The sequence below is a fragment of the Bacillus haynesii genome (genome assembly GCF_001969855.1).
Taxonomy (GTDB): domain Bacteria; phylum Bacillota; class Bacilli; order Bacillales; family Bacillaceae; genus Bacillus; species Bacillus haynesii.
On sequence record NZ_MRBL01000009.1, the window covers coordinates 102,736 to 125,478 of the forward strand.

Genomic DNA, 22,743 nt, shown 5'->3' on the forward strand with positions numbered 1-22,743 from the left:
CTCATGAACGCATTTTATAATCCAGAAGGCGTAGGCGATACGCTGCTCATCTCATTGAACGATATTCCGCGCGAAGAGATCGCTTTTGAGCGGTACGGAGACGTCGTGAAAATTTTTCACAAAGACACAAAGGAAACAGCAGGCTATAACATTTTTAATGCCTCCTCATATTTGAGCATTGAGGAAAGCGGAGCTCTTGCACTTTCCGAATCCTTTGTCCAAGATGTGAATGAAATTCTGGTCCGCAACGGTTTGAAAGACGAGCTGACCGTCGACCTTTCTCCGAAGTTTGTGGTCGGACATGTCGAAGAAAAAGAAAAGCATCCGAATGCCGATAAATTGAGTGTCTGCAAAGTGAATGTAGGGAGCGAAACGCTGCAAATCGTCTGCGGAGCTCCTAATGTTGAAGCCGGCCAAAAAGTCGTCGTAGCCAAAGTCGGAGCCGTGATGCCAAGCGGCATGATCATTAAAGATGCTGAACTTCGCGGAGTGGCGTCAAGCGGCATGATTTGTTCTGCCAAGGAGCTTAATCTTCCAGACGCGCCGAAGGAAAAAGGCATTCTTGTCCTTGATGACAGCCGTAAAGCAGGAGAAGCCTTTGCATTTTAACGGCATAAAATGAACAAAACTTTCGAATAGATGTAAAAAAGAAGCCGCTGGGTAGACAAACTTGGCGGCTTTTTTATTCGGGAGGGCGGACGCTTGAGAAGGACTTGTCCTTTTCTGGGTGGGGAAGCAGTGGTATACTTAAAACCGTCCCCGAAAAATTTAAGGGAGTTAGAGAGTGATGATTCATGAGCTGGTTTAATAAAATGTTCGGCCTGTTTTTAGGCGATGATGAAGATAATGAAAAACAAAAAAAGCACATAGAGGAATTTGAGGCGGATTCATCTTTAGAGGAAGACGAAGAGATGCCGCAAATATCCGACGCAAAAGTCGTATATGAATATCCAAAAGGGAAATTCCGCTTCCCGGTTATACCTGATCAAAACACGCGGCCGCGGGAAAAGGATGACAGCCGCGAACAAAGGACCCGCCGCCCGGAAAGCCGGCATTCAGCTTCTCAGCCGAAACCCGGCAATTCATATCATAATGAAGAGAAAGCGGCGAAAAAGCCTTTTAGGCCGTCCGTCATCCCATCACCGGTTTACGGCTTTCATGAACAGAAAAGGGCCAAGCCGGAAAATCATACATATCGTGCAAAAAAACAAACTGAAGCGCGTGTCACGCTGTTTAACGAAGAAATTGAAAAAGAGCAGAAGTTTGTTGAAAAAAAGCAGCCGATACGAGAAGAAGCTTCCTTGCAAACTGAAAAGAACGGCCGTCCGCTGATCAAAAGCGACAGCCGCAATCCGAAATGGCATGCCGAATTCGAAGATGTCCCGCCGGCATCCACGGATATTCCGGAAGAAATGGAAAACCGTCCAGAGCAAAAGACAGAAGGAGCCGGGCTCGCTGAAGAAAAAGCGCTGCGGCATGAATCCGAACGAACAGAAACCCCTGTCTCAACGCATATCCCGGCAGAAACGGAAAACCGTCCAGAGCAAAGTGCCGGGCTCGCCGAAGAGAAAGCGCTGCGGCATGAAGCTGAAGAAGAGACACACTCCGCATCATGGAACATGACGGAAGAAGAAGCAATCCCCGCTCAACAAACGCCGGAACAAATCGAAAAGCTTTTGGATAAGATTGAGGAAACCGAAGAAGAGATGGAACCGGCAGAGGATGCAGAAGCCGTCACAGAAGAACAATGGAAGACAAACGGCACGGGCGAAATGCGTCCTGACCCGGAAGCTTCAGTTACGGAAGAGCCGCACCCTCATGGCCGCGACTATGAAATATCCGTCCAGAGCGATGGGCCTTCCGATATCAAAAACCGGACAGATTCCAACGCGCCGGCTGACGTTCTTGAAGAAACAAGCGGAAGCAGCCAGGCTGGCTGGAAACAAGAGCAGGCACCTTTTTCACCGGAAACGGAAGAGACAGCGCCAAGCGCGGGTGAAGCCGAAAGCAGCGAACAGAACCGGGAGAGTACAAGGACAGACGAGGGTCGGCCTGAAGCTCCGCGGAAGCTGGAAGCAGGAGCCGCTCCGGGATCGAAGAAAGGCTCTGTTCCGTTTAATGTCATGATGCTTGCGTCAGATAAACAAAAAGAAAAAGCGCCTCAAGGGTATCAGTTCCCGAATATGTCTTTGCTTGATGTGCCGCCGGCGCAAAAGCAGGATGATCAGGCCTGGATACACGAGCAGCGCGAGCTGTTGGACGTCACGCTTGAGAACTTCAATGTCAAAGCAAATGTTGTTCATGTCACCCAGGGGCCTTCTGTGACAAGGTTTGAAGTGCATCCTGAACCCGGAGTGAAAGTCAACAAAATTACAAATCTGTCAGATGATATTAAACTCAGCCTGTCAGCGAAAGATATTCGGATCGAGGCACCGATTCCGGGAAAAAATACGATCGGAATTGAAGTGCCGAATCTGCACAGTAAAATGGTTTATTTACGCGAAATGATCAGAAGTTCGGAATTCAGAACGAATCCGTCTCCTCTGACCGCAGCCCTCGGACTCGACATTTCCGGCAAGCCCGTCGTGGCTGATCTGAAAAAAATGCCCCACGGTTTGATTGCCGGGGCTACGGGATCAGGGAAAAGCGTATGCATCAACACGATCTTAGTCAGCCTGCTGTTTAAAGCGGCGCCGAGGGATGTAAAGCTTCTGCTTATCGATCCTAAGATGGTGGAGCTTGCTCCGTATAATAAAATTCCTCATCTCGTCAGCCCTGTCATCACAGATGCAAAGGCGGCAACTGCCGCTTTAAAATGGGTTGTCGAGGAAATGGAGCGGCGCTATGAATTATTTGCCCATTCCGGTGTTCGGGAAATTGAGCGATTTAATGAAAAAGTCCGGGAACAGAATATGGGTGAAAAACTTCCTTATCTTGTTGTCGTGATTGATGAACTTGCCGACTTAATGATGGTCGCTCCGAATGAAGTGGAAGAGAGCATCTGCCGAATCGCACAAAAAGCAAGAGCGTGCGGCATCCACCTTCTGATTGCGACGCAGCGGCCTTCAGTTGATGTCATTACCGGCTTGATTAAAGCCAATATTCCAACAAGAATAGCGTTTTCTGTTTCAAGCGCTGTCGATTCAAGAACGATTATCGATATGGCGGGAGCTGAAAAGCTTCTTGGAAAAGGGGACATGCTGTTCTTGGAGAACGGTTCAGGTAAACCGCTCCGCCTGCAGGGCAACTTTGTTTCCGACCGGGAGATTGATCGTGTCGTTTCACATGTCAGACGGCAGCAGGAGCCGAACTATTTATTTGAACAGGAACAATTGGTCAGACAAAATCCGGCCGGATTTGATCAGGATGAACTGTTTCTTGAAGCGTGCGAATTTGCCGTGGAACAAAACAGCGCCAGCACTTCAAGCCTGCAGCGGCGCTTCCGCATCGGCTATAACAGAGCTGCCAGATTAATCGATATGATGGAAAGGGAAGGCATGATTTCTGAGGCGAAAGGGAGCAAGCCGAGAGAAGTCCTGATTACAAAGGCTGATCTGGAACAGTTAATAGAAAGTAGTTCACTTTTCAGCTAAACATGGTATGATAGCTGATGGGCGTGTTTTTTTAGAGCGCCGCATATTAAAGCGCCGTCAGCGGCGTTTTAATCCGTTTTTAAGAGCACTTCCGTGAAGGGGTTCAAAAAAATCCTTTACGCAGGAGGTTTATTCACTCTTGAAAATGCCTGATACTGAATATAATTATGACTTTGAAGAAAACGATGCGGCCGGACTTTAGGTTGCAAATTGAAATAAGCGTCATATACTGGGAAGCAGATAGACGTTTGTTGGAGGTACAATTATGACTGTTTATCATTTTGTCGGAATAAAAGGGACAGGTATGAGTCCGCTTGCCCAAATTCTCCATGATAATGGATATAATGTCCAAGGATCGGATATCGAAAAGTACATTTTTACACAAACCGCTTTAGAGGAGAGAAATATCCCGATTTATCCATTTGATCCGGAAAATATCAAGCCGGGAATGACTGTTATTGCCGGAAATGCTTTTCCCGACACTCATCCCGAAATTGAAAAAGCGCATGCCGAAGGCCTGCCAGTCGTGCGGTATCATAAATTTCTCGGCGACTATCTGAAGAAGTTTACGAGCATTGCCGTTACAGGGGCACACGGCAAAACGTCAACGACGGGCCTTTTGTCTCATGTCATCCAAAAAGCAAAACCGACTTCTTATCTGATTGGAGACGGGACTGGAAAAGGCTGCGAAAACAGCGAGTACTTTGTGCTTGAAGCCTGTGAATACAGAAGGCATTTTCTGAGCTATCAGCCCGATTATGCGATCATGACAAATATTGATTTTGATCATCCCGATTATTTCGCAAATATCGATGATGTATTTGATGCATTTCAAACGATGGCATTACAGGTGAATAAGGGAATTATCGCATGCGGAGATGACGAGTATTTGATGAAAATCCATGCGAACGTTCCAGTCGTATACTACGGCTTTGCCGAGGAAAACGATTTTCAGGCGAGAAATGTCATCAAAAATACTGAGGGCACAACGTTCGATGTTTTCGTCAGGAACACATTCTACGACACCTTCTATATACCGGCATACGGCAGCCATAACGTTCTGAACGCTTTGGCCGTCATCGCTCTCTGCCATTATGAACAGGTCGATGTCGATATCATTAAAGAAGGATTGCAAACCTTTGGCGGCGTTAAACGCAGATTTAACGAAAAACATGCCGGCAGCCAAGTGCTGATTGACGATTATGCCCACCATCCGACTGAAATCACGGTGACGATTGAAGCAGCCAGACAGAAGTATCCGGAACGGGACATTGTCGCAGTATTTCAGCCGCATACATTCACGCGCACGCAGTCGTTCCTGAATGAGTTTGCCGAAAGCCTCAAGAAAGCCGATTATGTATATCTTTGCGATATATTCGGATCTGCCCGGGAAAACGCAGGAAAGTTGACGATCGGCGATTTGCAGGAGAAAATCCCGCAGGCGAAACTGATCGATGAAAATGACACATCCATTTTAAAGGAGCATGAAAATGCGGTGTTAATTTTCATGGGCGCAGGTGACATTCAAAAGTATTTAAAAGCATATGAAAATGTATTAGCATAATTAGAAAAAGGCAGTGTGAGTCAATCCGCTGCTTTTTTGTACATATGAAGCCGGGAGTTTCTGTTAAAGGAATTCACCCGCGCGTGTAGAAAAAGTAAATATAGAGGTTTACGATTTAAACAATTGGGTATACATCAATTGTAAGACCTTAGCTCGAGGAGGATAAGATGATTATTATTCTATATTTAAGCGCCGCACTCATCGCTGTCAGTTTTCTTATTTTGGTTATCTATTTATCAAAAACATTAAAATCGCTTCAAGTCACACTCAATCATGTTGCATCAACGCTGGAAGGTGTTGAAGGACAGATGAAAGGCATCACCGCTGAAACAACGGAGCTCCTGAATAAGACGAACCGGCTCGCTGATGATATTCAGCAAAAATCTTTGAAGCTGAATACGGTCGTGGATGCCGTTCAGGAAGTCGGTACATCGGTCAGGCAGTTTAACAATTCCATTCAGCAGGTTTCACACTCCGTCACATCAGCCACAGAGCAAAATCGTGAAAAAATTTCCCAAGTTGTCAGCTGGAGCAATGCAGCTTTGGAAATTTGGAATAGATGGAAACAAAAGAAGATGAAGGAGGAATAATATATGAGTAAAGATGGAATGAATACTAAGGATTTTTTAATCGGCACGTTTGTAGGCGGAATCATCGGGGCAGCTGCGGCTTTATTTTTAGCGCCGAAGTCAGGGAAAGAGCTTCGCGATGACCTTGGAAATCAGGCCGTCGTTTTAAAAGATAAGACCGGAAAGCTTACAAGCGAAGCGAGGGAGAGAGGTTCTGAGTACGTCAGCATCGCCAAAGAGAAGACATCTTCGATTTCACAGCTTGTTGCCGACCAGTCTTCTCAGATTATGGATAAAGTCAAAGACTTGCGAAGCAAGGGTGCCGAAAAAGCTAATGAACTAAAGGAAGAGGCATCGTCTGCAATCGAAGAACAGGCTGAAGAAGCCAAAAATGAAATAGAAGATGAAGCAAGGGAAACAGCAGATACCGCCCAGAAATAACTGAGGAAAGGGAGATCACCGTGTCGAAACAGCTCATTCAAACAGAGGATGAATTTAAAAGGCTTGCAGAAAACAACGATACATTTATCTTTTTGAAACACAGCGTGACATGCCCGATCAGCAGGCGCGCGTTTGAAGAATTCGAATCATTCGCCAATCAGCATGAAGACATACCGGCTTATTATTTAAAAGTGCAGGAAAGCCGACCGCTGTCAAACTATATCGCTGAGCAGTACGGGATCAAGCACGAAAGTCCTCAAGCCTTCATTTTTACAAACGGGAACGTGAAATGGCATGCCTCCCATTCGCAAATTACCGCTCAAGCACTTGCGGAAAACAGCAGATAATCCGCAGTAAAACGGCCAAGACGTATAGCGTTTTGGCCGTTTTCTATGTTGTTATGATGCTTTTGCCTCATGGAAATGCCTTTTTAGGAAAATGTATCGTTTGATCCATCGTTGTACGTTATAATTAAGCAAGCGGGAGGTGATGTGATGAATGCCGAATTAAAAGACATGCTTCAGTCGGTTCTCAAAGAAGAACTGCTTCCGATCACTCAGCGGCTCGATGGGATTGACAAGCGCTTAGACAAGATCGACTGTCGCTTCGATGAGGTGGACGAACGCTTCAAAGAAATCGATGAGCGTTTCAATGCAGTGGACGAACGCTTCAAAGAAATCGATGAGCGCTTCAATGCAGTGGAAGAACGTTTCAACGAAATGGACGAGCGGCTTGACAGGCTCGAGACAGATGTAAATGATCTGAAAAAAGGGCAAGAACAGCTCCCGAAAACGATCATCGAGAATATCGGACAATTTACGGAGAACATCATCGAATATGCAGATGATAAGGCAGCGGCTTTGAATGACAGGGTTTTTAACGTTGAAACCGCAATACAAAGACTATACAAGTTATCAAGTTAAAGAATCAACGCATGATTCTTTTTTTTTATAAATTCCCGATAAACACCCACACAGCAAGGGATAAACTGCATACGATACTTTATCACTTAAAAGCGTTTGGGTAATAAAGAATTTTTTCGTGACATTTTAAGAAACATTGTTTATAATAAACCCTAATCAATTGAATCATTCTTATTTTCATAGAGGGTGAAGTTAAAAGAAAGGATGGATAACATGAGCAACACTGAACTTGATTTGCTGAGGCAGCAGGCGAATGAATTAAACTTGCAAATATTAAAGCTGATTAATGAGCGAGGAAGAATCGTTCAGGAGATTGGAAAAGCGAAGGAAGCACAAGGCATCAACCGCTACGATCCAGTAAGAGAAAGAACGATGCTGAACGAAATTATTGAAAATAATGACGGACCGTTTGAAAACTCGACGATCCAGCATATTTTCAAAGAGGTTTTCAAAGCCGGGCTTGAGCTGCAGGAAGACGATCACAGCAAAGCGCTGCTCGTTTCCCGCAAGAAAAAGCCTGAAAATACGATCGTTGATCTGAAAGGCGAAAAAATCGGCGACGGAGAACAAAGATTTATCGTCGGTCCGTGTGCGGTTGAAAGCTATGAACAAGTAGCAGAAGTCGCAGCGGCAGCTAAAAAGCAAGGCTTGAAACTGCTTCGCGGCGGAGCTTTCAAACCGCGTACAAGCCCGTACGACTTCCAAGGTCTCGGCGTTGAAGGTCTGCAAATCTTAAAGCGTGTTGCTGATGAGTATGATCTGGCCGTCATCAGTGAGATCGTGAACCCGCAGCATATTGAAGAAGCCATTGATTACATCGATGTCATCCAAATCGGCGCCCGCAACATGCAAAACTTCGAGCTCTTAAAAGCGGCCGGTTCAGTGAAGAAGCCGGTTCTGCTGAAGCGCGGACTTGCCGCAACGTTGAAGGAATTCATCAATGCAGCGGAGTACATCATGTCACAGGGCAATGATCAAATCATCCTTTGTGAACGCGGAATCAGAACGTATGAAACAGCGACTAGAAATACGCTTGATATCTCAGCTGTGCCGATCCTGAAGCAGGAAACTCACCTTCCTGTATTCGTGGATGTCACTCATTCGACCGGACGCCGCGACCTGCTCCTTCCAACAGCAAAAGCAGCGCTTGCGATCGGAGCTGACGGCGTCATGGCTGAAGTCCATCCTGATCCTTCTGTCGCGCTTTCAGACTCTGCTCAGCAAATGGATATCCCGACTTTTGAAAAATGGTTAAATGAACTGAAGCCGCTCGTTCAAGTAAAAGCATAAGCTTCGTTTATGGACCGCTTGCGAGCGGTCCTTTTTTTTGCGTTGTCATCAAAAATTGTCGAAAAAATTTCTTATTTTTAATTAAAAAGCTGTTTATTCTTATTTAAATTAATTATAAAAATAAAGGGAACGTTTTCATATTAGGTAAAACCGTGTATAATTTCAGAGAGCCCCTTTTGTTTTGGCAGGTTATGAAAAATAATGTAAACTGGTGTTCTGTTTATTTTACATAAAGTTTTACATTTTGACATTTCTCTACATGAAAATGTTTATGCTATAGGAAAAGAAAAGTGTACCCAGTTGAAGGAGTGGTAAAAATGAGTAATGTGACAATATATGATGTAGCACGCGAAGCAAATGTAAGTATGGCAACCGTTTCCCGGGTCGTCAACGGAAATCCGAATGTCAAGCCGACGACGAGAAAGAAGGTGCTTGAAGCCATCGAGCGCCTTGGCTATCGTCCAAACGCCGTGGCAAGGGGTCTGGCAAGCAAAAAGACGACGACTGTCGGCGTAATCATTCCCGATATTTCCAGTATCTTTTATTCAGAGCTGGCGAGGGGAATCGAAGATATCGCAACGATGTACAAGTACAATATTATTTTGAGCAACTCGGACCAGAATATGGACAAAGAACTTCATCTTTTGAATACGATGCTAGGAAAGCAAGTTGACGGTATTGTCTTTATGAGCGGAAATGTCACTGAAGAACATGTGGAGGAATTTAAGCGGTCACCGGTTCCGATCGTGCTTGCGGCATCTGTTGAAGAAAAAGGGGAAACGCCGTCGGTTGCGATCGATTATGAACAGGCGATTTATGATGCGGTAACTATGCTGATTGAAAAAGGCCATAAGCGTCTTGCGCTTGTATCAGGACCTATGACTGAGCCGATCAATCAAGCGAAAAAACTGCAAGGCTTTAAAAGAGCGCATGAGGATAAGGGGCTGCAATTTAAGGAAGAGTATGTCGCAGAAGGCGATTATACGTACGATTCAGGAATGGAAGCGCTGGAGGCATTATTGAAGCTGGATGAAAAACCGACAGCTGTCCTGTCAGCGACAGACGAAATGGCGCTCGGCGTTATTCACGCAGCACAGGATAAAGGACTGGCTATTCCGGATGACCTTGAAGTGATCGGTTTTGACAATACAAGGCTTTCATTAATGGTTCGACCGCAGCTGTCGACTGTCGTCCAGCCGACGTATGATATCGGTGCCGTAGCGATGAGGCTTCTGACAAAGCTGATGAACAAAGAGGAAGTCGAAGAGCATATTGTCCAACTGCCGCATCGCATTGAACTCAGACAATCAACAAAATGATCATCATTAAATAAACGAGAAAGAAAGCAAGTGTTCACAGCTTTTTTCGTGAATGGCTTGCTTTCTTTTCCTTGAGCTGGAGAGATTATGAAAAAATGAAACGATTTGATTATCTGACACCGGTCGGTTTTATTTTGGGTATTTTCATTTTAGTGATCGGCGTTGTCTCCGGAGCGGGGCTTTCCGGTTTTTATTCGTTTATCGATTTGACGTCTTTCTTTATTGTGACGGGCGGATTGTGTGCAGCTGTTTTCATCAGCTTTTCCCCGAAAGACTTAAAAAGAGCGCCGGCTGTGCTGAAGCAGGTCTTTATTTCGGAGGAAGACGATGTGCGCGACTTGGTCAAAACCTTTGTCAGCCTGTCTGAACAGGCGCGCAAACAAGGAATTTTATCATTGGACGCCAATATCAATGAAATGAAAGACCCGTTTTTGAAAAAAGGCCTGCTTCTTGCCATCGACGGATGGGATGAGGAGACGATCCGCAATGTGATGATCTCGGAAATTGCCGCAATGGAAGAAAGGCACAGAAAGGGAAGAAGGATCTTTGAAAAAGCGGGGGAATTTGCGCCTGCATGGGGAATGATCGGGACCCTTGTCGGACTCGTCATGATGCTCAAAAACCTGAACAAGCCGGAAACGCTCGGTCCGAATATGGCGATCGCCCTTTTGACGACGCTTTACGGATCACTTTTAGCCAACATGCTGTTTATACCGATCGCCGCAAAGCTTGAAGAAAAGACGGAGAATGAAATCTTTAAGAAACAGGTTATGATCGAAGGCATCATCGGCATCCAGTCGGGAAGAAATCCTCGAAATCTGGAAAGTCAGCTTGTCGTTTTCAGTTCGAAAGAAGAATGGGCAAAAAAGCGGGCGGATCACATAAAACAAAAGGACAGGGCTCATGAAGCTTAGACATGAACGAAGGAAACGCGAACAGGGCCGCAAATCGTCAAACTGGATCATCACGTTTTCAGATTTAATCACGCTCATCCTCGTGTTCTTTATTTTACTGTTTTCAATGTCGCAAATTGATTTAAACAAATTTAAAGCAGCAGTCGGTTCATTTCAAGACAGAGCCGACGGCAATTCCGCCGCAGAGTTGAAAAAGGAAGACGCGGGCGATCAGACGGCTGAAAAAACGGCTAAAAGCCAAGATGATTTATTAAAGAAAATCAATGACTATATTAAAAAAAACAAACTGTCAAGTTTGATTGCGGCCAAGCGTGACGAACGGGGCGTCATCCTCGTCCTTCAGGAAGCGGTTTTGTTTGATTCGGGGAAAGCGGATTTGAAAGACCAAGCTCACCCGCTTTTGCATAAAATCGCCGTTCTTCTCAAATCGGTGTCCAATCCGATCCGTGTGGAGGGGCATACGGACAGCCGCCCGATTTCGACTTACCGTTTTCCATCCAATTGGGAGCTTTCTGCAGCAAGGGCGAGCACTGTGATCGGCTACTTTACGTCGAAAGAGAAACTCAACTCTTCGCGTTTTCTTGCCATCGGTTATGCCGATACAAAACCGGTCAAGGACAACCGTACAGAGAGCCATATGAAGGAAAACAGGCGCGTCGAAATTGTCATCGCAAAACAATAAGTAAGAAGAAAGCAAGGTCTTGCATTAAAGCAAGGCCTTTTCTGTGTGCCGAAATTTTCGCATTAAGTGGTACGCTGGGCAGAGCGAATCGGATAAAGGGCTTTGGCAACGGTTTGTGCGTTTTTTTCCGTTATTTCGGTTTTTCTTGGAATTGGAGGATACAAATCTTCCGGGTCGGACCATTTGGCAGGAAGCCGGACAGATGCCTGTTTTCCCCATTTTTTCAGCCATTTTTCAGGCATCTTATCCTCTGGTTCCATCCCTTTCATTTCAAGCCAGATTCTTGACCACGCCCTCGGTACGACGCGCCAAATGTCATAGCCGCCTCCGCCGACAGCGATCCATCTTCCGTTGCAATAGGTGTGTGCAAGTTCGTGAGCGAGCTTTGGAATCTCCTCGTAAATCTTCATCGTTGTGCACAAGTGTGTCAGCGGATCGTAGTAATGCGCGTCAGCTCCGTTTTGCGACAAAATAACATCCGGTTTGAAAAACGCGGCTATTTCAGAAACAGCCGTCCGGTAGGAATAAAGAAAAGACTCATCTTCTGTGAAGGCATCGAGCGGGATATTAAAAGCATAGCCGTAGCCTTCACCATGACCTCTTTCCTGAACCTGACCCGTTCCCGGGAAAAGGTAGCGGCCTGTTTCATGAATCGAGACGGTGCATACGGAAGGATCATCATAGAACGTAAACTGGACCCCGTCGCCGTGGTGGGCGTCTGTATCAATATATAAAACCTTCGCATGATATTTTTTCTGCAAGTAACGTATCACTACTGAACTGTCGTTATAGACACAAAAGCCTGAAGCTCTTCCTCTGAACCCGTGGTGAAGCCCGCCTCCGAGATTGAGGGCGTGTCTTGCCTTGCCCGTCATGACATAGTCTGCAGCTGTCAGCGTTCCGCCTACCAAAAGGGAGGCGGCTTCGTGCATCCCGGCAAAGACAGGGGTATCTTCCGTTCCAAGCCCGTAATTTTCGCTTTCGGCTGCCGGGAGCTTTCCCGCTCCTGCAAGCTGGACGGCCCTGATATAATCGCCTGTGTGAACAAGACCGAGCTCGGTTTCTGTCGCTACGCGCGGGGCAACCGTTTCTCCCGGTTCAAACGCGCCGACCGTGTTCAAAAGATCGTATGTTACATAGACGCGCAGCTGATTAAACGGGTGGTCTTGATGAAATTGATAGGTTTGGTATGAGGGAGAAAAAATAAAAACGCTGTCCTTCATGGCAAATCCCTTTGAACAGCCGGCCAAAGAACCTGATACCCTTTGGATTTCACGTCTTTGATGATAGAGGCAGGATTCATCGTTTGAACGCGAAACACGAGTATTTTCGACTCATCTTCATCACCGGGATATACGAGCACGCTTAATATGGCGATTTGGCGCCTGCTGAAAATGGCGCTGATATCAGCGAGGCTTCGGGCGATATGATCGGTTTTAATTTCGATTTGAGAGCCTGGAAAATGGGCTCCTGTCAGCTGGACGAACGTATGCAGCAAATCGGATTTTGTCACGATGCCGACAAGCTTTCCGTTTTTTTCGATCGGGAGGCAGCCGATTTCGTGTTCAAAAAAGACGGCTGATATTTCTTCGGCAAAATCAAGCGGGTGACCGGTGATCACTTCTTTTGACATGATCAGTTCCACCGGCTTTTTTAAATCTTCGTGAGATCTGTTTTGGGCAAAAATACTCGGACTTGCTGTTTTGACGTCCCTGTCCGTGACAATGCCTATGACCGTTCCCCGTTCATTGATGACGGGAAGGTGTTTAATGCGGAATGTCCGCATGCGTTTGATCGCTTCTTCAATCGTATCCGTTCTGGAAAGTGTCACAACATCCCGTTTCATGATTTTTTCAACAATCATATTCAGGTCCCCTTTGCTCCCTTAATACATAAAACGATTGTGGAATCTGAGTCTGTCAAAACGCTCGATCGACTCCTGACTGACCTCTTTTCCGATGCGGGCCATTAAACAGTTGGCGGGATGGGAGCTGATTTCCGGATCATCTGTCGCGAACCAGACAAGTCCTCCGGCATTCATCATCTTCTCCATCATTTTTCTGTATTCCCAAACATCTTTGTTAGTCCCCTTTAGATCCCAATGCCAGTAATATTCAGTCGTGATGATGATATATTTTTCCATCTGCGGATCCATCATGCTGACCGCAAGCAGCGTCTTCCCGACAGAGTGACCCCTGAACGCCGGAATGACTTCGATGGCTCCAAGCTCAATTAAATTTTCCATGTTTCCTTCAGACCATCTTTCAAGCGGGTCTGGATAGACATATGTCACATAGCCGACAATGGTTTGCCGGAAACGGGCGATGATGATTCGTCCTTCGGGAAGCCCTGCGATTTCGATTAATGCTTCATGTTGTTTTTGAGATGGACGAAAGGCTGTAAGCTCGTCGTGAAATTCATATTCTGCGAGTTTTTCAGGACTGATAGGGCCCTCTATCAGCACGGAGCCTTTCTCGGTCTGCAATTCTTTGGCATGATAAGTTTTGTGATGCTCCACGTATCCACCGCCTTACATCTTAGTTGAAGTCTTTTATACATAACATACCAAAATATTAAGCGTTTTCATAGGATAGAGCAGTATTTTTTAAAAATTGAGAAAATAAAAAATCTATACTATAATATATTTTGATGATCGAACAAAGGGGGATGGACATGGAATTGAAAGCGCTGCCAGCAGAAAAGGGAAATTACAACTTGACTGACTATGATGAAACATACCGGACATTTGACTGGAAGGATGCCGAAAAGCATTTTTCATGGCACAAAACGGGAAAAATCAATGCAGCTTATGAAGCGATCGACCGCCACGCTGAGTCAAATTTGAAAAACAAAGTGGCATTTTACTACAAAGATCCGGTCCGCGAAGAAAAGTACACCTTCAGAGAGATGAAAAATGAAACCAATAAAGCCGGGAATGTCTTAAAGCAGCATGCCAATGTGAGAAAGGGAGACCGTGTGTTTGTTTTTATGCCGAGATCACCCGAGCTTTATTTTATTCTTCTCGGCGCTGTCAAATTGGGAGCGATTGTCGGGCCGTTATTTGAAGCATTTATGGAAGGTGCCGTCAAAGACAGGCTTGCAAACAGCGGAGCGAAGGTCATCGTGACGACGCCGGAATTGCTTGAACGGGTGCCGGCCGATGAACTTCCGGATCTTGAATCAATCATTGTCGTTGGAGAAGGCATAAAGGAAGAAGGACCTGTCATCGCTTATTACGAGAAAGCGGCGGAAGCAGGCACTGATCTTGAGATTGAATGGATGGATCAGGAAGACGGGATGCTGCTTCACTATACATCGGGTTCGACCGGCGCGCCAAAAGGGGTTCTCCACGCCCACAAAGCAATGATTCAGCATTATCAAACAGCCAAATGGGTTCTTGATCTGCATGACGATGACATCTATTGGTGCACCGCTGATCCCGGCTGGGTCACCGGAACGGTTTACGGGATCTTCGGTCCGTGGCTGAATGGAGCAACGAATGTCGTCGTAGGCGGCAGATTCAGTCCCGAGGCATGGTACGAAACGATTGAAAAAATGGAAGTGACGGTATGGTACAGCGCGCCAACGGCTTTCCGGATGCTGATGGGTGCAGGCGACGATCTTGTGAACAAATACAATCTAAGCTCATTACGGCATGTTTTAAGCGTAGGGGAGCCGTTAAATCCTGAAGTCATCAGATGGGGGCATAAAGTCTTCGGCAACCGGATCCATGATACATGGTGGATGACTGAAACAGGAGCGCAGCTCATCTGCAATTATCCATGTATGGAAATTAAACCGGGATCAATGGGCAAGCCGATTCCAGGCGTAGAGGCTGCAATCGTCGACAACCAGGGAAATGAACTGCCTCCTTACAGGATGGGGAATCTCGCCATTAAAAAAGGCTGGCCGTCGATGATGCATTCGATCTGGAACAATCCTGAAAAATACAGCTCTTATTTTATGCCGGGTGATTGGTATGTGTCAGGCGATTCCGCTTACATGGATGAAGACGGATACTTCTGGTTCCAGGGACGGATCGACGATGTCATCATGACATCAGGCGAGCGCGTCGGCCCGTTTGAAGTCGAGAGCAAGCTTGTTGAGCATCAAGCTGTCGCCGAAGCAGGTGTCGTCGGCAAACCGGATCCTGTCCGCGGTGAAATTATTAAAGCGTTCATCGCCTTGAGGGACGGTTATGAACCGTCAGATTCGTTAAAAGAAGAAATCAGGCAGTTCGTGAAACAAGGCTTGGCCGCACATGCCGCGCCAAGGGAGATCGAATTTAAGGATAAACTGCCGAAAACAAGAAGCGGAAAGATCATGAGACGCGTCCTGAAAGCATGGGAACTGAACCTTCCGGCAGGCGATCTCTCATCGATGGAAGACTGATGTCTCATTGACAATGCAAAAATATTATGTTAAAAAAGATTTAGTCGAATATTCAAAAGGTGAAGACTGAGATCAGTAGAACGCATCCTTCCCTGTCTTAGAGAGCTGATGGCCGGTGAAAATCAGCACATATGGATGGTTTGAATTACACTCATGAACCGCTTTTGCGAAAAAAGCCTCCCGGGCTTTGTGTAGCAGAAGAACGGAAGCTTTTCCGTTATCAACGAGAGTGAAAAGAGCGCCGCCATGCGTTCTTTTAAGCAGGGTGGTACCGCGATTTTTATCGTCCCTTCGTTTTTGCGAAGGGGCGTTTTATTTTTGGGAAAAAGGAGCTAAATGATGATGACACACTTACTTGATGATTTGTCCTTCAGGGGACTGATTCAGCAGCAAACCGATGAAGCAGGCTTGAGAGAACTGCTGGATTCAGAGAAAATCAGCTTATACTCCGGATTTGATCCGACAGCTGACAGTCTGCATATCGGACATCTGCTGCCGATTTTAATGCTTCGCCGCTTCCAGCTGGCCGGACATCGTCCGATTGCACTCGTAGGCGGAGCAACGGGTCTGATCGGCGATCCGAGCGGAAAGAAAGCGGAGCGCACGCTGAACAATGAAGAAATCGTCCGCGAATGGTCACAGAAAATCAAAAACCAGCTTTCGCGTTTCCTTGATTTTGAAGCTGATGAGAATCCGGCGATCATGGCGAACAACTATGACTGGATCGGCAAAATGAACGTCATTGATTTCCTGCGCGATGTCGGCAAAAACTTCGGAATCAATTACATGCTTGCCAAAGATACGGTAAGCTCCAGAATCGAGACGGGCATATCTTATACTGAATTCAGCTACATGATCCTGCAGTCTCTCGATTTCTTGAATTTGTACAGAAACCAGGAATGCAAGCTGCAGATCGGCGGAAGCGACCAGTGGGGCAATATCACATCAGGCCTCGAGCTCATCCGCAAATCCGAAGAGAATGCAAAAGCTTTCGGATTGACGATTCCGCTTGTGACAAAAGCAGACGGCACGAAGTTCGGAAAAACGGAAGGCGGCGCGATCTGGCTTGATAAAGAGAAGACATCGGCGTATGAGTTTTATCAGTTCTGGATCAATACCGACGACAGGGATGTCGTGAAATACTTAAAATACTTTACTTTCTTGTCCAAAGAAAAAATTGAAGATCTCGCTGAAAAAACAGAGACGGCGCCTGAAAAACGCGAAGCGCAAAAGCGCCTCGCCGAAGAAGTGACCGTTCTTGTACACGGCCGTGAAGCGTTTGAGCAGGCCGTCAACATCTCAAAAGCACTCTTCAGCGGAGATATCAAACAATTGACAGCAGAAGAAGTAAAAGTCGGCTTTAAAGGGGTTCCTTCCCTGGAGCTTGAGAAAGCGGATGAACTTCCTCTTGTTGAGATACTCGTCCAATCAAAGCTGTCTCCGTCTAAACGCCAGGCGCGCGAAGATATCACGAATGGCGCGGTATACGTTAACGGCGAGCGCCGCACCGATGTTGCGGACGTCCTCACCGGCGACGACCGCATCGAAGGACAGTTTACCGTTATTCGCCGCGGTAAAAAGAAATACTTCCTGCTGACTTATAAATAATCAAAAAGCTCTTGCCAAACGGCAAGGGTTTTTTTGTGTCAACATGTTTCATGTATGTTCATTCAGGAAATGTCAAAAATATAGATGTAATAGGTAAAGCGTTTCCATCGTTGAAGAGGGAGGAATGTAGCATGAACCTGTTCATTGCAGCCAAAGAAAAATTTATGGAAGATTACCACAAGCAGCTGGAAACGGAACGAAAACAAGAGGCGCAGCAGTCAGCTGACGGATACAATCAATTGAATCAGATGGAAAATGCAGTAAAGCGGCTGAAGTAGAGGGTCTTAGAGCCCTCTTTTTTATGAAAAAAGCGGACGGCAGATTCTTCACACGCCCGTTTTATTAATAACGATCGACAGTTTATAATTTGCATGATGGTTTAAGTCTGTTAAAAATTGATCCAACAGTTGATTTGACGGAAACTTGCATTCGAGAAGATAACAGCCGTCCCCGCTGATTTTATAGTTTTGAATGATGTATTTTTGCTGTGCTTTGATAAACGAAAGATAAGGCTTATGATAAGTGCTTTTTGTATAGATATTGATAAAAGCGTGAATAAAACACCCGAGTTTGACTTGATTCACTTTTATGGTATAACCTTCAATCACTCCTTGATCTTCTAATTTTGCAACCCTTGAGGAAGCCGCCTGCCCTGTCAAATGAACTTTCTCTCCTAATTCCTTCATGGTCATCCGGCTGTTTTTTGATAATTCTTCTATGATTTGCCTGTCTGTATGATCCAGCATTTCATCAAATCCTCTCAAAAGAACGTTTTTCAAAAATCAAGTCAAATGCTAAAAAGACTTGACTATAACTATTTAAATGATGATCGGTCATAGTATAAACTAATCGTAAATAAAAGGAAAGGCATGATAACCATGGATATTCAACAAATTCGAAATGCAACATTAGCCGTTAAATATGCTGGCAAAACATTTTTAATAGATCCGATGCTGGCTGAGAAAGGCACTTATCCTCCTTTTCCGAACTCAGCAAGACAAGATCAAAACAACCCTTTAGTCACCTTGCCCGTGCCCACCGACGAGCTCGTCAAGAATACCGACGCAGTCATTGTCACTCATCTGCATTTAGATCACTTTGACGATGCTGCCAAAGATCTGTTGCCGAAAGAAATCAAACTGTTTGTCCAAAATGAAGCAGATGCTGAGGAAGTGAGAAAAGCAGGTTTTCAAAATATAGAGGTTTTAACAAAAGATACGGTGTTTGAGGGGGTTCAATTAATCAAGACAAAAGGCGAGCATGGACGAGGAGAGATAAAAAAGCTTGCCGGAGAAGTGTGCGGCGTTGTCTTCAAGCACTCAAAGGAGAAAACGCTGTATGTAGCAGGGGATACGGTTTGGTATGAAGGTGTCCGGGAAGAAATCGCTGCGCATCAGCCGGACATCATAGTCGTTAACGGAGGAGACAATCAATTCTTTGAAGGAGGGTCTCTCGTCATGGGGAAAGAGGATATTGCTGAAGTCTATCAAGCCGCTCCTGATGCCACAATCATTTCCAGTCATATGGAAGCTGTCAACCATTGGACTTTATCACGGGAAGAATTGAAGAGCTTCATTCATGAAAAAGGAATGTCCTCACGTGTTCTTGTGCCGGATGACGGCGAATCTTACACATTTTAATATATGACAGGTCAAAGCCGTAAAAAACAGACAGTGAACTTCTGTCTGTTTTTTGACTTCTTCCTCGAGAACAAAGATCAATGCCTCCGGCGGGATTCGAACCCGCACTCACTCGTAAGCATAGGCTAGGGGAGAACACGCTTCCCTACGGACTTTCACCGACAGGAATTCCACCTGTCTCAGCTGTTTGCTTTTCGGGCTTCTAAAACCCTTGCCTTGCGACCCGCTCCTACAATGTTTTACGGCGCTCTTCCCTTCTAGAGCTACAGAGGCGAAATGAATGATTCATATTATACAGAAGCAATGGTTAAATGGGGACTGAATTTTATAAAGGAAACCATCATTTTTCCTATAGATATGAATGTAAGCTCAAAGTCCAATTAGAAAAAATGTTCTTTCTGAACACGCTTCAAAAAAATGAATGACTGGGGAGCACCCTTCAAGTAAATGGTCGAAAATGATATTTTATGGTGTAATTCATATGTTTTTCGCAAATTTATAGAAGCAGTCGCTGAAGGTGCGGTATCGCGAGGCGGACCCCGGCCCTCCTGGAAGACTTCCGAGGCTTTTTATAAATAAATCGCACACCACCCCGCTAAAACCCCCATAACAAAGTAGTCATTGCTGTCCATTTTCTTACCGTGTTTAACAAAGACATTCAAAGCCCAATTCAGTTTAGTGCCATCCGCCGTCTTTGTCACCCATTTTTTGCTGATATTGTAGTACATGACTTTGAAAATGGCGAATGCAACTGAACAGAACAAATAGAACAAGACAAACTTAGCAACAAACAAAAGCATTTGTTGGTCACTCCCCCATTTTCATTCTCTAACCAACGATTTGATTTTACCGAAAATGTGTATAAGAGAAAAGGAGACGTTTGTCATACTTTGCTCATGAGAAGGTACTTTGCAAGAAAAATCACTTATAAGCTTGATCTGTTTTATTCCGGCGGGCGAATGTCGAATCAGGATGAATATGATCACAGATATCAGAATCATCAGGATCTAATTCATCCCGGCTTATCAGCAGCCAGAATCAATGGGAAGAAGAGTAAACAAAAAACCCTAGAATCGTTGGTATATCAACAATTCTAGGGTTTTTGCCTATGCTCTTTAAAGAGCATTTTCTATTAACGAGAGTAGAACTCAACGATCAACGCTTCGTTAATCTCAGCAGGAAGCTCAGAACGCTCTGGAAGGCGAGTTAGTGAACCTTCAAGCTTTTCAGCGTCAAAAGTCAGGTATTCAGGAACGAAGTTGTTCACTTCAACCGCTTCTTTAACGACAGAAAGGTTTTGAGATTTTTCACGAAGTGAAATCGTTTGGCCAGGTTTAACTTGGTAAGACGGAATGTCAACGCGGCTTCCGTCAACAAGAACGTGACCGTGGTTTACCAATTGGCGTGCTTGGCGGCGAGTGCGCGCCAGGCCAAGACGGTAAACGATGTTGTCAAGACGTGCTTCAAGAAGAATCATGAAGTTTTCACCGTGTTTACCAGCCATTTTCGCAGCTTTGTCAAAAAGGTTGCGGAATTGGCGTTCGTTCACACCGTACATATGGCGAAGCTTTTGCTTTTCTTGCAATTGCAAACCATATTCTGATAGTTTTTTACGCTGTCCCGGACCGTGAGGACCTGGTGCGTAAGGACGTTTTTCTAATTCTTTACCCGTACCGCTTAAAGAGATGCCTAAACGGCGGGATAATTTCCAACTTGGACCTGTATAGCGAGCCATAATGTGACTCCTCCTTCGGTTTTATTTTTGTGAAAATAAAACCCATCTGTTCGATTCAGCCATGTCCATTTTGTTTTCATGTATCCTCGCTCCAGCAGCAAAGAGTTACACGATACACCTTATATAGATAAGGAACAAAATGAAACACAGAAGCAGAACAAAAAGGCTGCATTATTTCACACAAAGAAGATTATATAATGTCCGCCGGGCAAAGTCAACCATTCATGGATCGTCCCGAAAAGAACAGACAGTTTATAAGTATATAGTCCTGTTTTTGTGATATAATCATGAAAATAAAATACATAAAACGGATTTTTTTAAGGTGATGACCATGGATAAACAAACTGAAGACCTATATCTGTCTTTTCATCAGAAGCTGTTTCAATTTTTTTTGAAAAAGCCGGCCGTCTCGTACGACGACTCTGTTGCCTGGCTAAAAGCGGCAGCAGAGTCAATTTTTTCGTTTATGTCTCTAACATTGCATCCTTCTTCAAGGCTGCAGGGATCGAGAGGCGAAAGCGGTCCGATCAGCCAGGTTAATGATTATTATACCATTATAACAATAGAAGAAAACAGCAAATATATAGAACTTTTGAGTCAAAAGAATCATAAAGTACCAGAACGTCTCGCTGAATCCATCCGCCTGTTTTTAATGCATTGTCTGGAGCTTGACGCATTATTTCGTGATGAGCTTAAGAAAACAAAGATTTATGAAAAGACGGAGCTGCTGCATGAGCTGATGGATCAGGAGCAGGTGCTCAAGACAATGCTCGAAAGTTTAAGGGATGTTTTTCCTTTTTTGACATATTGCCTATTCTTATCATACGATGAGGATCAATACATTAACCTTCCAGCGATAGAGTTGGATGTGCAAAGTGAATCGACCGATTCTTTTGCCCTGGATGCCTACTTATCAGGACAAGTGAAAAGCAAAAACGAAGCGGAAGTATACATTCCGATTAAAGGCAGGCAAGGCACGTACGGCGTTTTGAAAGCCTTGGGACCAGGCGCTGCCGATATGGCAGCAGATATTTGCATTATTTCGAATGCGGCAGGGAAAGCATTTGAAAATTCACGGCTTTACGAACAGTCGCAGAATATGATTTCAAATTTGGAGCTGATTAATGAAACATCACATCAGCTGAACCGGACGAAACGCCTTCCGGATATGATGAAGAGCTTGTCAGAAAGGCTGATCAGTTCATTCGGCGCCGAAGAGGTGGGCTTTTTTTATAAAAATCACTTGGGCGAGGAACCCCTTCTGCCGGGAAGCACCGGTTTTTTTCAGACGGATGCGGCGCTTCCATACATCCGCTATGTCAAAGAGAAGATTTCAGAGGAAAACGGGGTGTTTGTCGGGAACGGTTCTTCGTTTTTTGGGAATGAAGGATATGCTTCATTAATGGGCGTTCCGATGCTGGAGAATAATGAAAACAAAGGATTTGTCATCGTGTTGAAAAAAAATGTCTGCTCCTTTTCATTTGAAATGTTTAAGCTGTTTCAGACGCTGATCAGGCATTCCACGCTCGCCGTATCGAATTTGATGCTGCGCGACCGGCTGAAGTATCTTGTTCAGACAGACCGTTTGACAGAGCTCTACTCGAGAAGCTATTTGGATGAGAAAATCGGGTACAGTATGAAATCGGACGAGAGCGGCGTGCTCGTATTGATCGATATCGATGATTTTAAACAGATTAACGATACGTACGGCCATCAGAAAGGCGATGATATTCTCATACAAGTCGCCCGGGTGATCCAGCGAAACATTCGCGACCAGGATGTTGCAGCGAGGTGGGGAGGAGAAGAGCTTGCGGTATACTTGCCGAAAGCAGGGCTGAACGCCGGTGAAATGCTTGCCGAGAGGCTGATCACGCTTGTCAGGGAATGCACTGATCCAAAGGTGACGATTTCATGCGGGGTATCCCATTGGTCTCAGGATCGTCCGAAATCTTTATCCCCCCTTTTTAAAGAAGCGGATATCGCGCTGTACAATGCAAAGCGGAACGGGAAAAACAAGTTTATGACACATTAAAAAAGAGCCGGATTTACCGGCTCTTTCAGCTTGTCGACAAA

22 protein-coding genes and 1 other annotated feature are annotated in these 22,743 nt (G+C 45.3%); of the genes, 16 read left to right on the forward strand and 6 right to left on the reverse strand.

All coding sequences use genetic code 11. The features are described from left to right. Positions 1-3: 3 nt before the first annotated feature. From ytpR to motS, 11 genes are all read left to right on the forward strand, one after another. The gene (gene ytpR / locus BTA31_RS09735; RefSeq protein WP_076791137.1) at positions 4-609 is read left to right on the forward strand and encodes a YtpR family tRNA-binding protein; all 606 of its coding nucleotides are present in this window, start codon (positions 4-6) and stop codon (positions 607-609) included. Between the two features lie 185 nt (positions 610-794). Next, complete coding sequence (locus BTA31_RS09740; RefSeq protein ID WP_076791140.1) at positions 795-3,593, forward strand: DNA translocase FtsK; 2,799 nt, start codon at positions 795-797, stop codon at positions 3,591-3,593. A 265-nt stretch (positions 3,594-3,858) separates the two neighbouring features. After that, entirely contained in the window at positions 3,859-5,157 is a 1,299-nt protein-coding gene (gene murC / locus BTA31_RS09745) for a UDP-N-acetylmuramate--L-alanine ligase (protein WP_043926826.1), read from the forward strand. 167 nt (positions 5,158-5,324) lie between these two features. Further along, complete coding sequence (locus BTA31_RS09750) at positions 5,325-5,747, forward strand: DUF948 domain-containing protein (protein ID WP_076791142.1); 423 nt, start codon at positions 5,325-5,327, stop codon at positions 5,745-5,747. Between the two features lie 3 nt (positions 5,748-5,750). Continuing rightward, on the forward strand, positions 5,751-6,167 hold the full coding sequence (locus tag BTA31_RS09755) for a YtxH domain-containing protein (RefSeq protein ID WP_076791144.1): 417 nt from the start codon (positions 5,751-5,753) through the stop codon (positions 6,165-6,167). A gap of 20 nt (positions 6,168-6,187) precedes the next feature. Continuing rightward, positions 6,188-6,514: a bacillithiol system redox-active protein YtxJ gene (gene ytxJ, locus BTA31_RS09760; protein WP_003184451.1), complete on the forward strand. Its 327-nt coding sequence runs from the start codon at positions 6,188-6,190 to the stop codon at positions 6,512-6,514. 147 nt (positions 6,515-6,661) lie between these two features. Beyond that, a complete protein-coding gene (locus BTA31_RS09765) occupies positions 6,662-7,090 on the forward strand; it encodes a hypothetical protein (RefSeq protein ID WP_076791146.1) in 429 nt (142 codons plus the stop codon). 213 nt (positions 7,091-7,303) lie between these two features. Continuing rightward, the gene (locus BTA31_RS09770) at positions 7,304-8,380 is read left to right on the forward strand and encodes a bifunctional 3-deoxy-7-phosphoheptulonate synthase/chorismate mutase (protein ID WP_076791148.1); all 1,077 of its coding nucleotides are present in this window, start codon (positions 7,304-7,306) and stop codon (positions 8,378-8,380) included. A 317-nt stretch (positions 8,381-8,697) separates the two neighbouring features. Then, the gene (gene ccpA / locus BTA31_RS09775) at positions 8,698-9,699 is read left to right on the forward strand and encodes a catabolite control protein A (RefSeq protein WP_043928630.1); all 1,002 of its coding nucleotides are present in this window, start codon (positions 8,698-8,700) and stop codon (positions 9,697-9,699) included. A 95-nt stretch (positions 9,700-9,794) separates the two neighbouring features. Beyond that, positions 9,795-10,613, forward strand: coding sequence for a flagellar motor protein MotP (gene motP, locus BTA31_RS09780; protein ID WP_076791151.1), 819 nt, complete (start codon positions 9,795-9,797; stop codon positions 10,611-10,613). Then, a complete protein-coding gene (gene motS, locus BTA31_RS09785) occupies positions 10,603-11,295 on the forward strand; it encodes a flagellar motor protein MotS (protein WP_076791153.1) in 693 nt (230 codons plus the stop codon). The genes motP and motS overlap by 11 nt, the downstream gene beginning before the upstream one ends. A 62-nt stretch (positions 11,296-11,357) precedes the next feature. Here the strand turns inward: motS and BTA31_RS09790 are convergent, their stop codons facing one another. From BTA31_RS09790 to BTA31_RS09800, 3 genes are read right to left on the reverse strand one after another with little or no spacing between them, the layout of a single operon-like run. Continuing rightward, a complete protein-coding gene (locus BTA31_RS09790; RefSeq protein WP_076791155.1) occupies positions 11,358-12,518 on the reverse strand; it encodes an acetoin utilization protein AcuC in 1,161 nt (386 codons plus the stop codon). Then, entirely contained in the window at positions 12,515-13,159 is a 645-nt protein-coding gene (locus BTA31_RS09795) for an acetoin utilization AcuB family protein (RefSeq protein WP_076791158.1), read from the reverse strand. Before BTA31_RS09795 ends, BTA31_RS09790 begins: the two co-directional genes overlap by 4 nt. 21 nt (positions 13,160-13,180) lie before the next feature. After that, on the reverse strand, positions 13,181-13,813 hold the full coding sequence (locus BTA31_RS09800) for a GNAT family N-acetyltransferase (RefSeq protein WP_003184432.1): 633 nt from the start codon (positions 13,811-13,813) through the stop codon (positions 13,181-13,183). A gap of 155 nt (positions 13,814-13,968) precedes the next feature. Between BTA31_RS09800 and acsA the strand changes: the two genes are divergently transcribed. The 3 genes from acsA (at position 13,969) to BTA31_RS23010 (ending at position 17,573) form a co-directional block, all read left to right on the forward strand. Then, complete coding sequence (gene acsA / locus BTA31_RS09805) at positions 13,969-15,687, forward strand: acetate--CoA ligase (RefSeq protein ID WP_076791160.1); 1,719 nt, start codon at positions 13,969-13,971, stop codon at positions 15,685-15,687. A 53-nt stretch (positions 15,688-15,740) separates the two neighbouring features. After that, positions 15,741-15,981, forward strand: a binding site (T-box leader). Positions 15,982-16,029: 48 nt separating this feature from the next. Then, complete coding sequence (gene tyrS, locus BTA31_RS09810; RefSeq protein WP_076791186.1) at positions 16,030-17,295, forward strand: tyrosine--tRNA ligase; 1,266 nt, start codon at positions 16,030-16,032, stop codon at positions 17,293-17,295. A 131-nt stretch (positions 17,296-17,426) separates the two neighbouring features. Then, positions 17,427-17,573: a hypothetical protein gene (locus BTA31_RS23010; RefSeq protein ID WP_167370607.1), complete on the forward strand. Its 147-nt coding sequence runs from the start codon at positions 17,427-17,429 to the stop codon at positions 17,571-17,573. Positions 17,574-17,621: 48 nt separating this feature from the next. Here the strand turns inward: BTA31_RS23010 and BTA31_RS09815 are convergent, their stop codons facing one another. Further along, the gene (locus BTA31_RS09815) at positions 17,622-18,041 is read right to left on the reverse strand and encodes an Lrp/AsnC family transcriptional regulator (RefSeq protein ID WP_076791162.1); all 420 of its coding nucleotides are present in this window, start codon (positions 18,039-18,041) and stop codon (positions 17,622-17,624) included. Between the two features lie 132 nt (positions 18,042-18,173). On the opposite strand from BTA31_RS09815, the gene BTA31_RS09820 reads away from it, so the two are divergent. Then, a complete protein-coding gene (locus BTA31_RS09820) occupies positions 18,174-18,935 on the forward strand; it encodes an MBL fold metallo-hydrolase (protein WP_076791164.1) in 762 nt (253 codons plus the stop codon). A gap of 569 nt (positions 18,936-19,504) precedes the next feature. Here the strand turns inward: BTA31_RS09820 and BTA31_RS09825 are convergent. Next, positions 19,505-19,735, reverse strand: a complete 231-nt coding sequence (locus BTA31_RS09825) for a hypothetical protein (protein WP_076791166.1) — start codon at positions 19,733-19,735, stop codon at positions 19,505-19,507. A gap of 332 nt (positions 19,736-20,067) precedes the next feature. Beyond that, complete coding sequence (gene rpsD, locus BTA31_RS09835) at positions 20,068-20,670, reverse strand: 30S ribosomal protein S4 (protein WP_043928643.1); 603 nt, start codon at positions 20,668-20,670, stop codon at positions 20,068-20,070. A gap of 331 nt (positions 20,671-21,001) precedes the next feature. Between rpsD and BTA31_RS09840 the strand changes: the two genes are divergently transcribed. Next, positions 21,002-22,702: a sensor domain-containing diguanylate cyclase gene (locus BTA31_RS09840; RefSeq protein ID WP_076791168.1), complete on the forward strand. Its 1,701-nt coding sequence runs from the start codon at positions 21,002-21,004 to the stop codon at positions 22,700-22,702. Positions 22,703-22,743 lie beyond the last annotated feature (41 nt).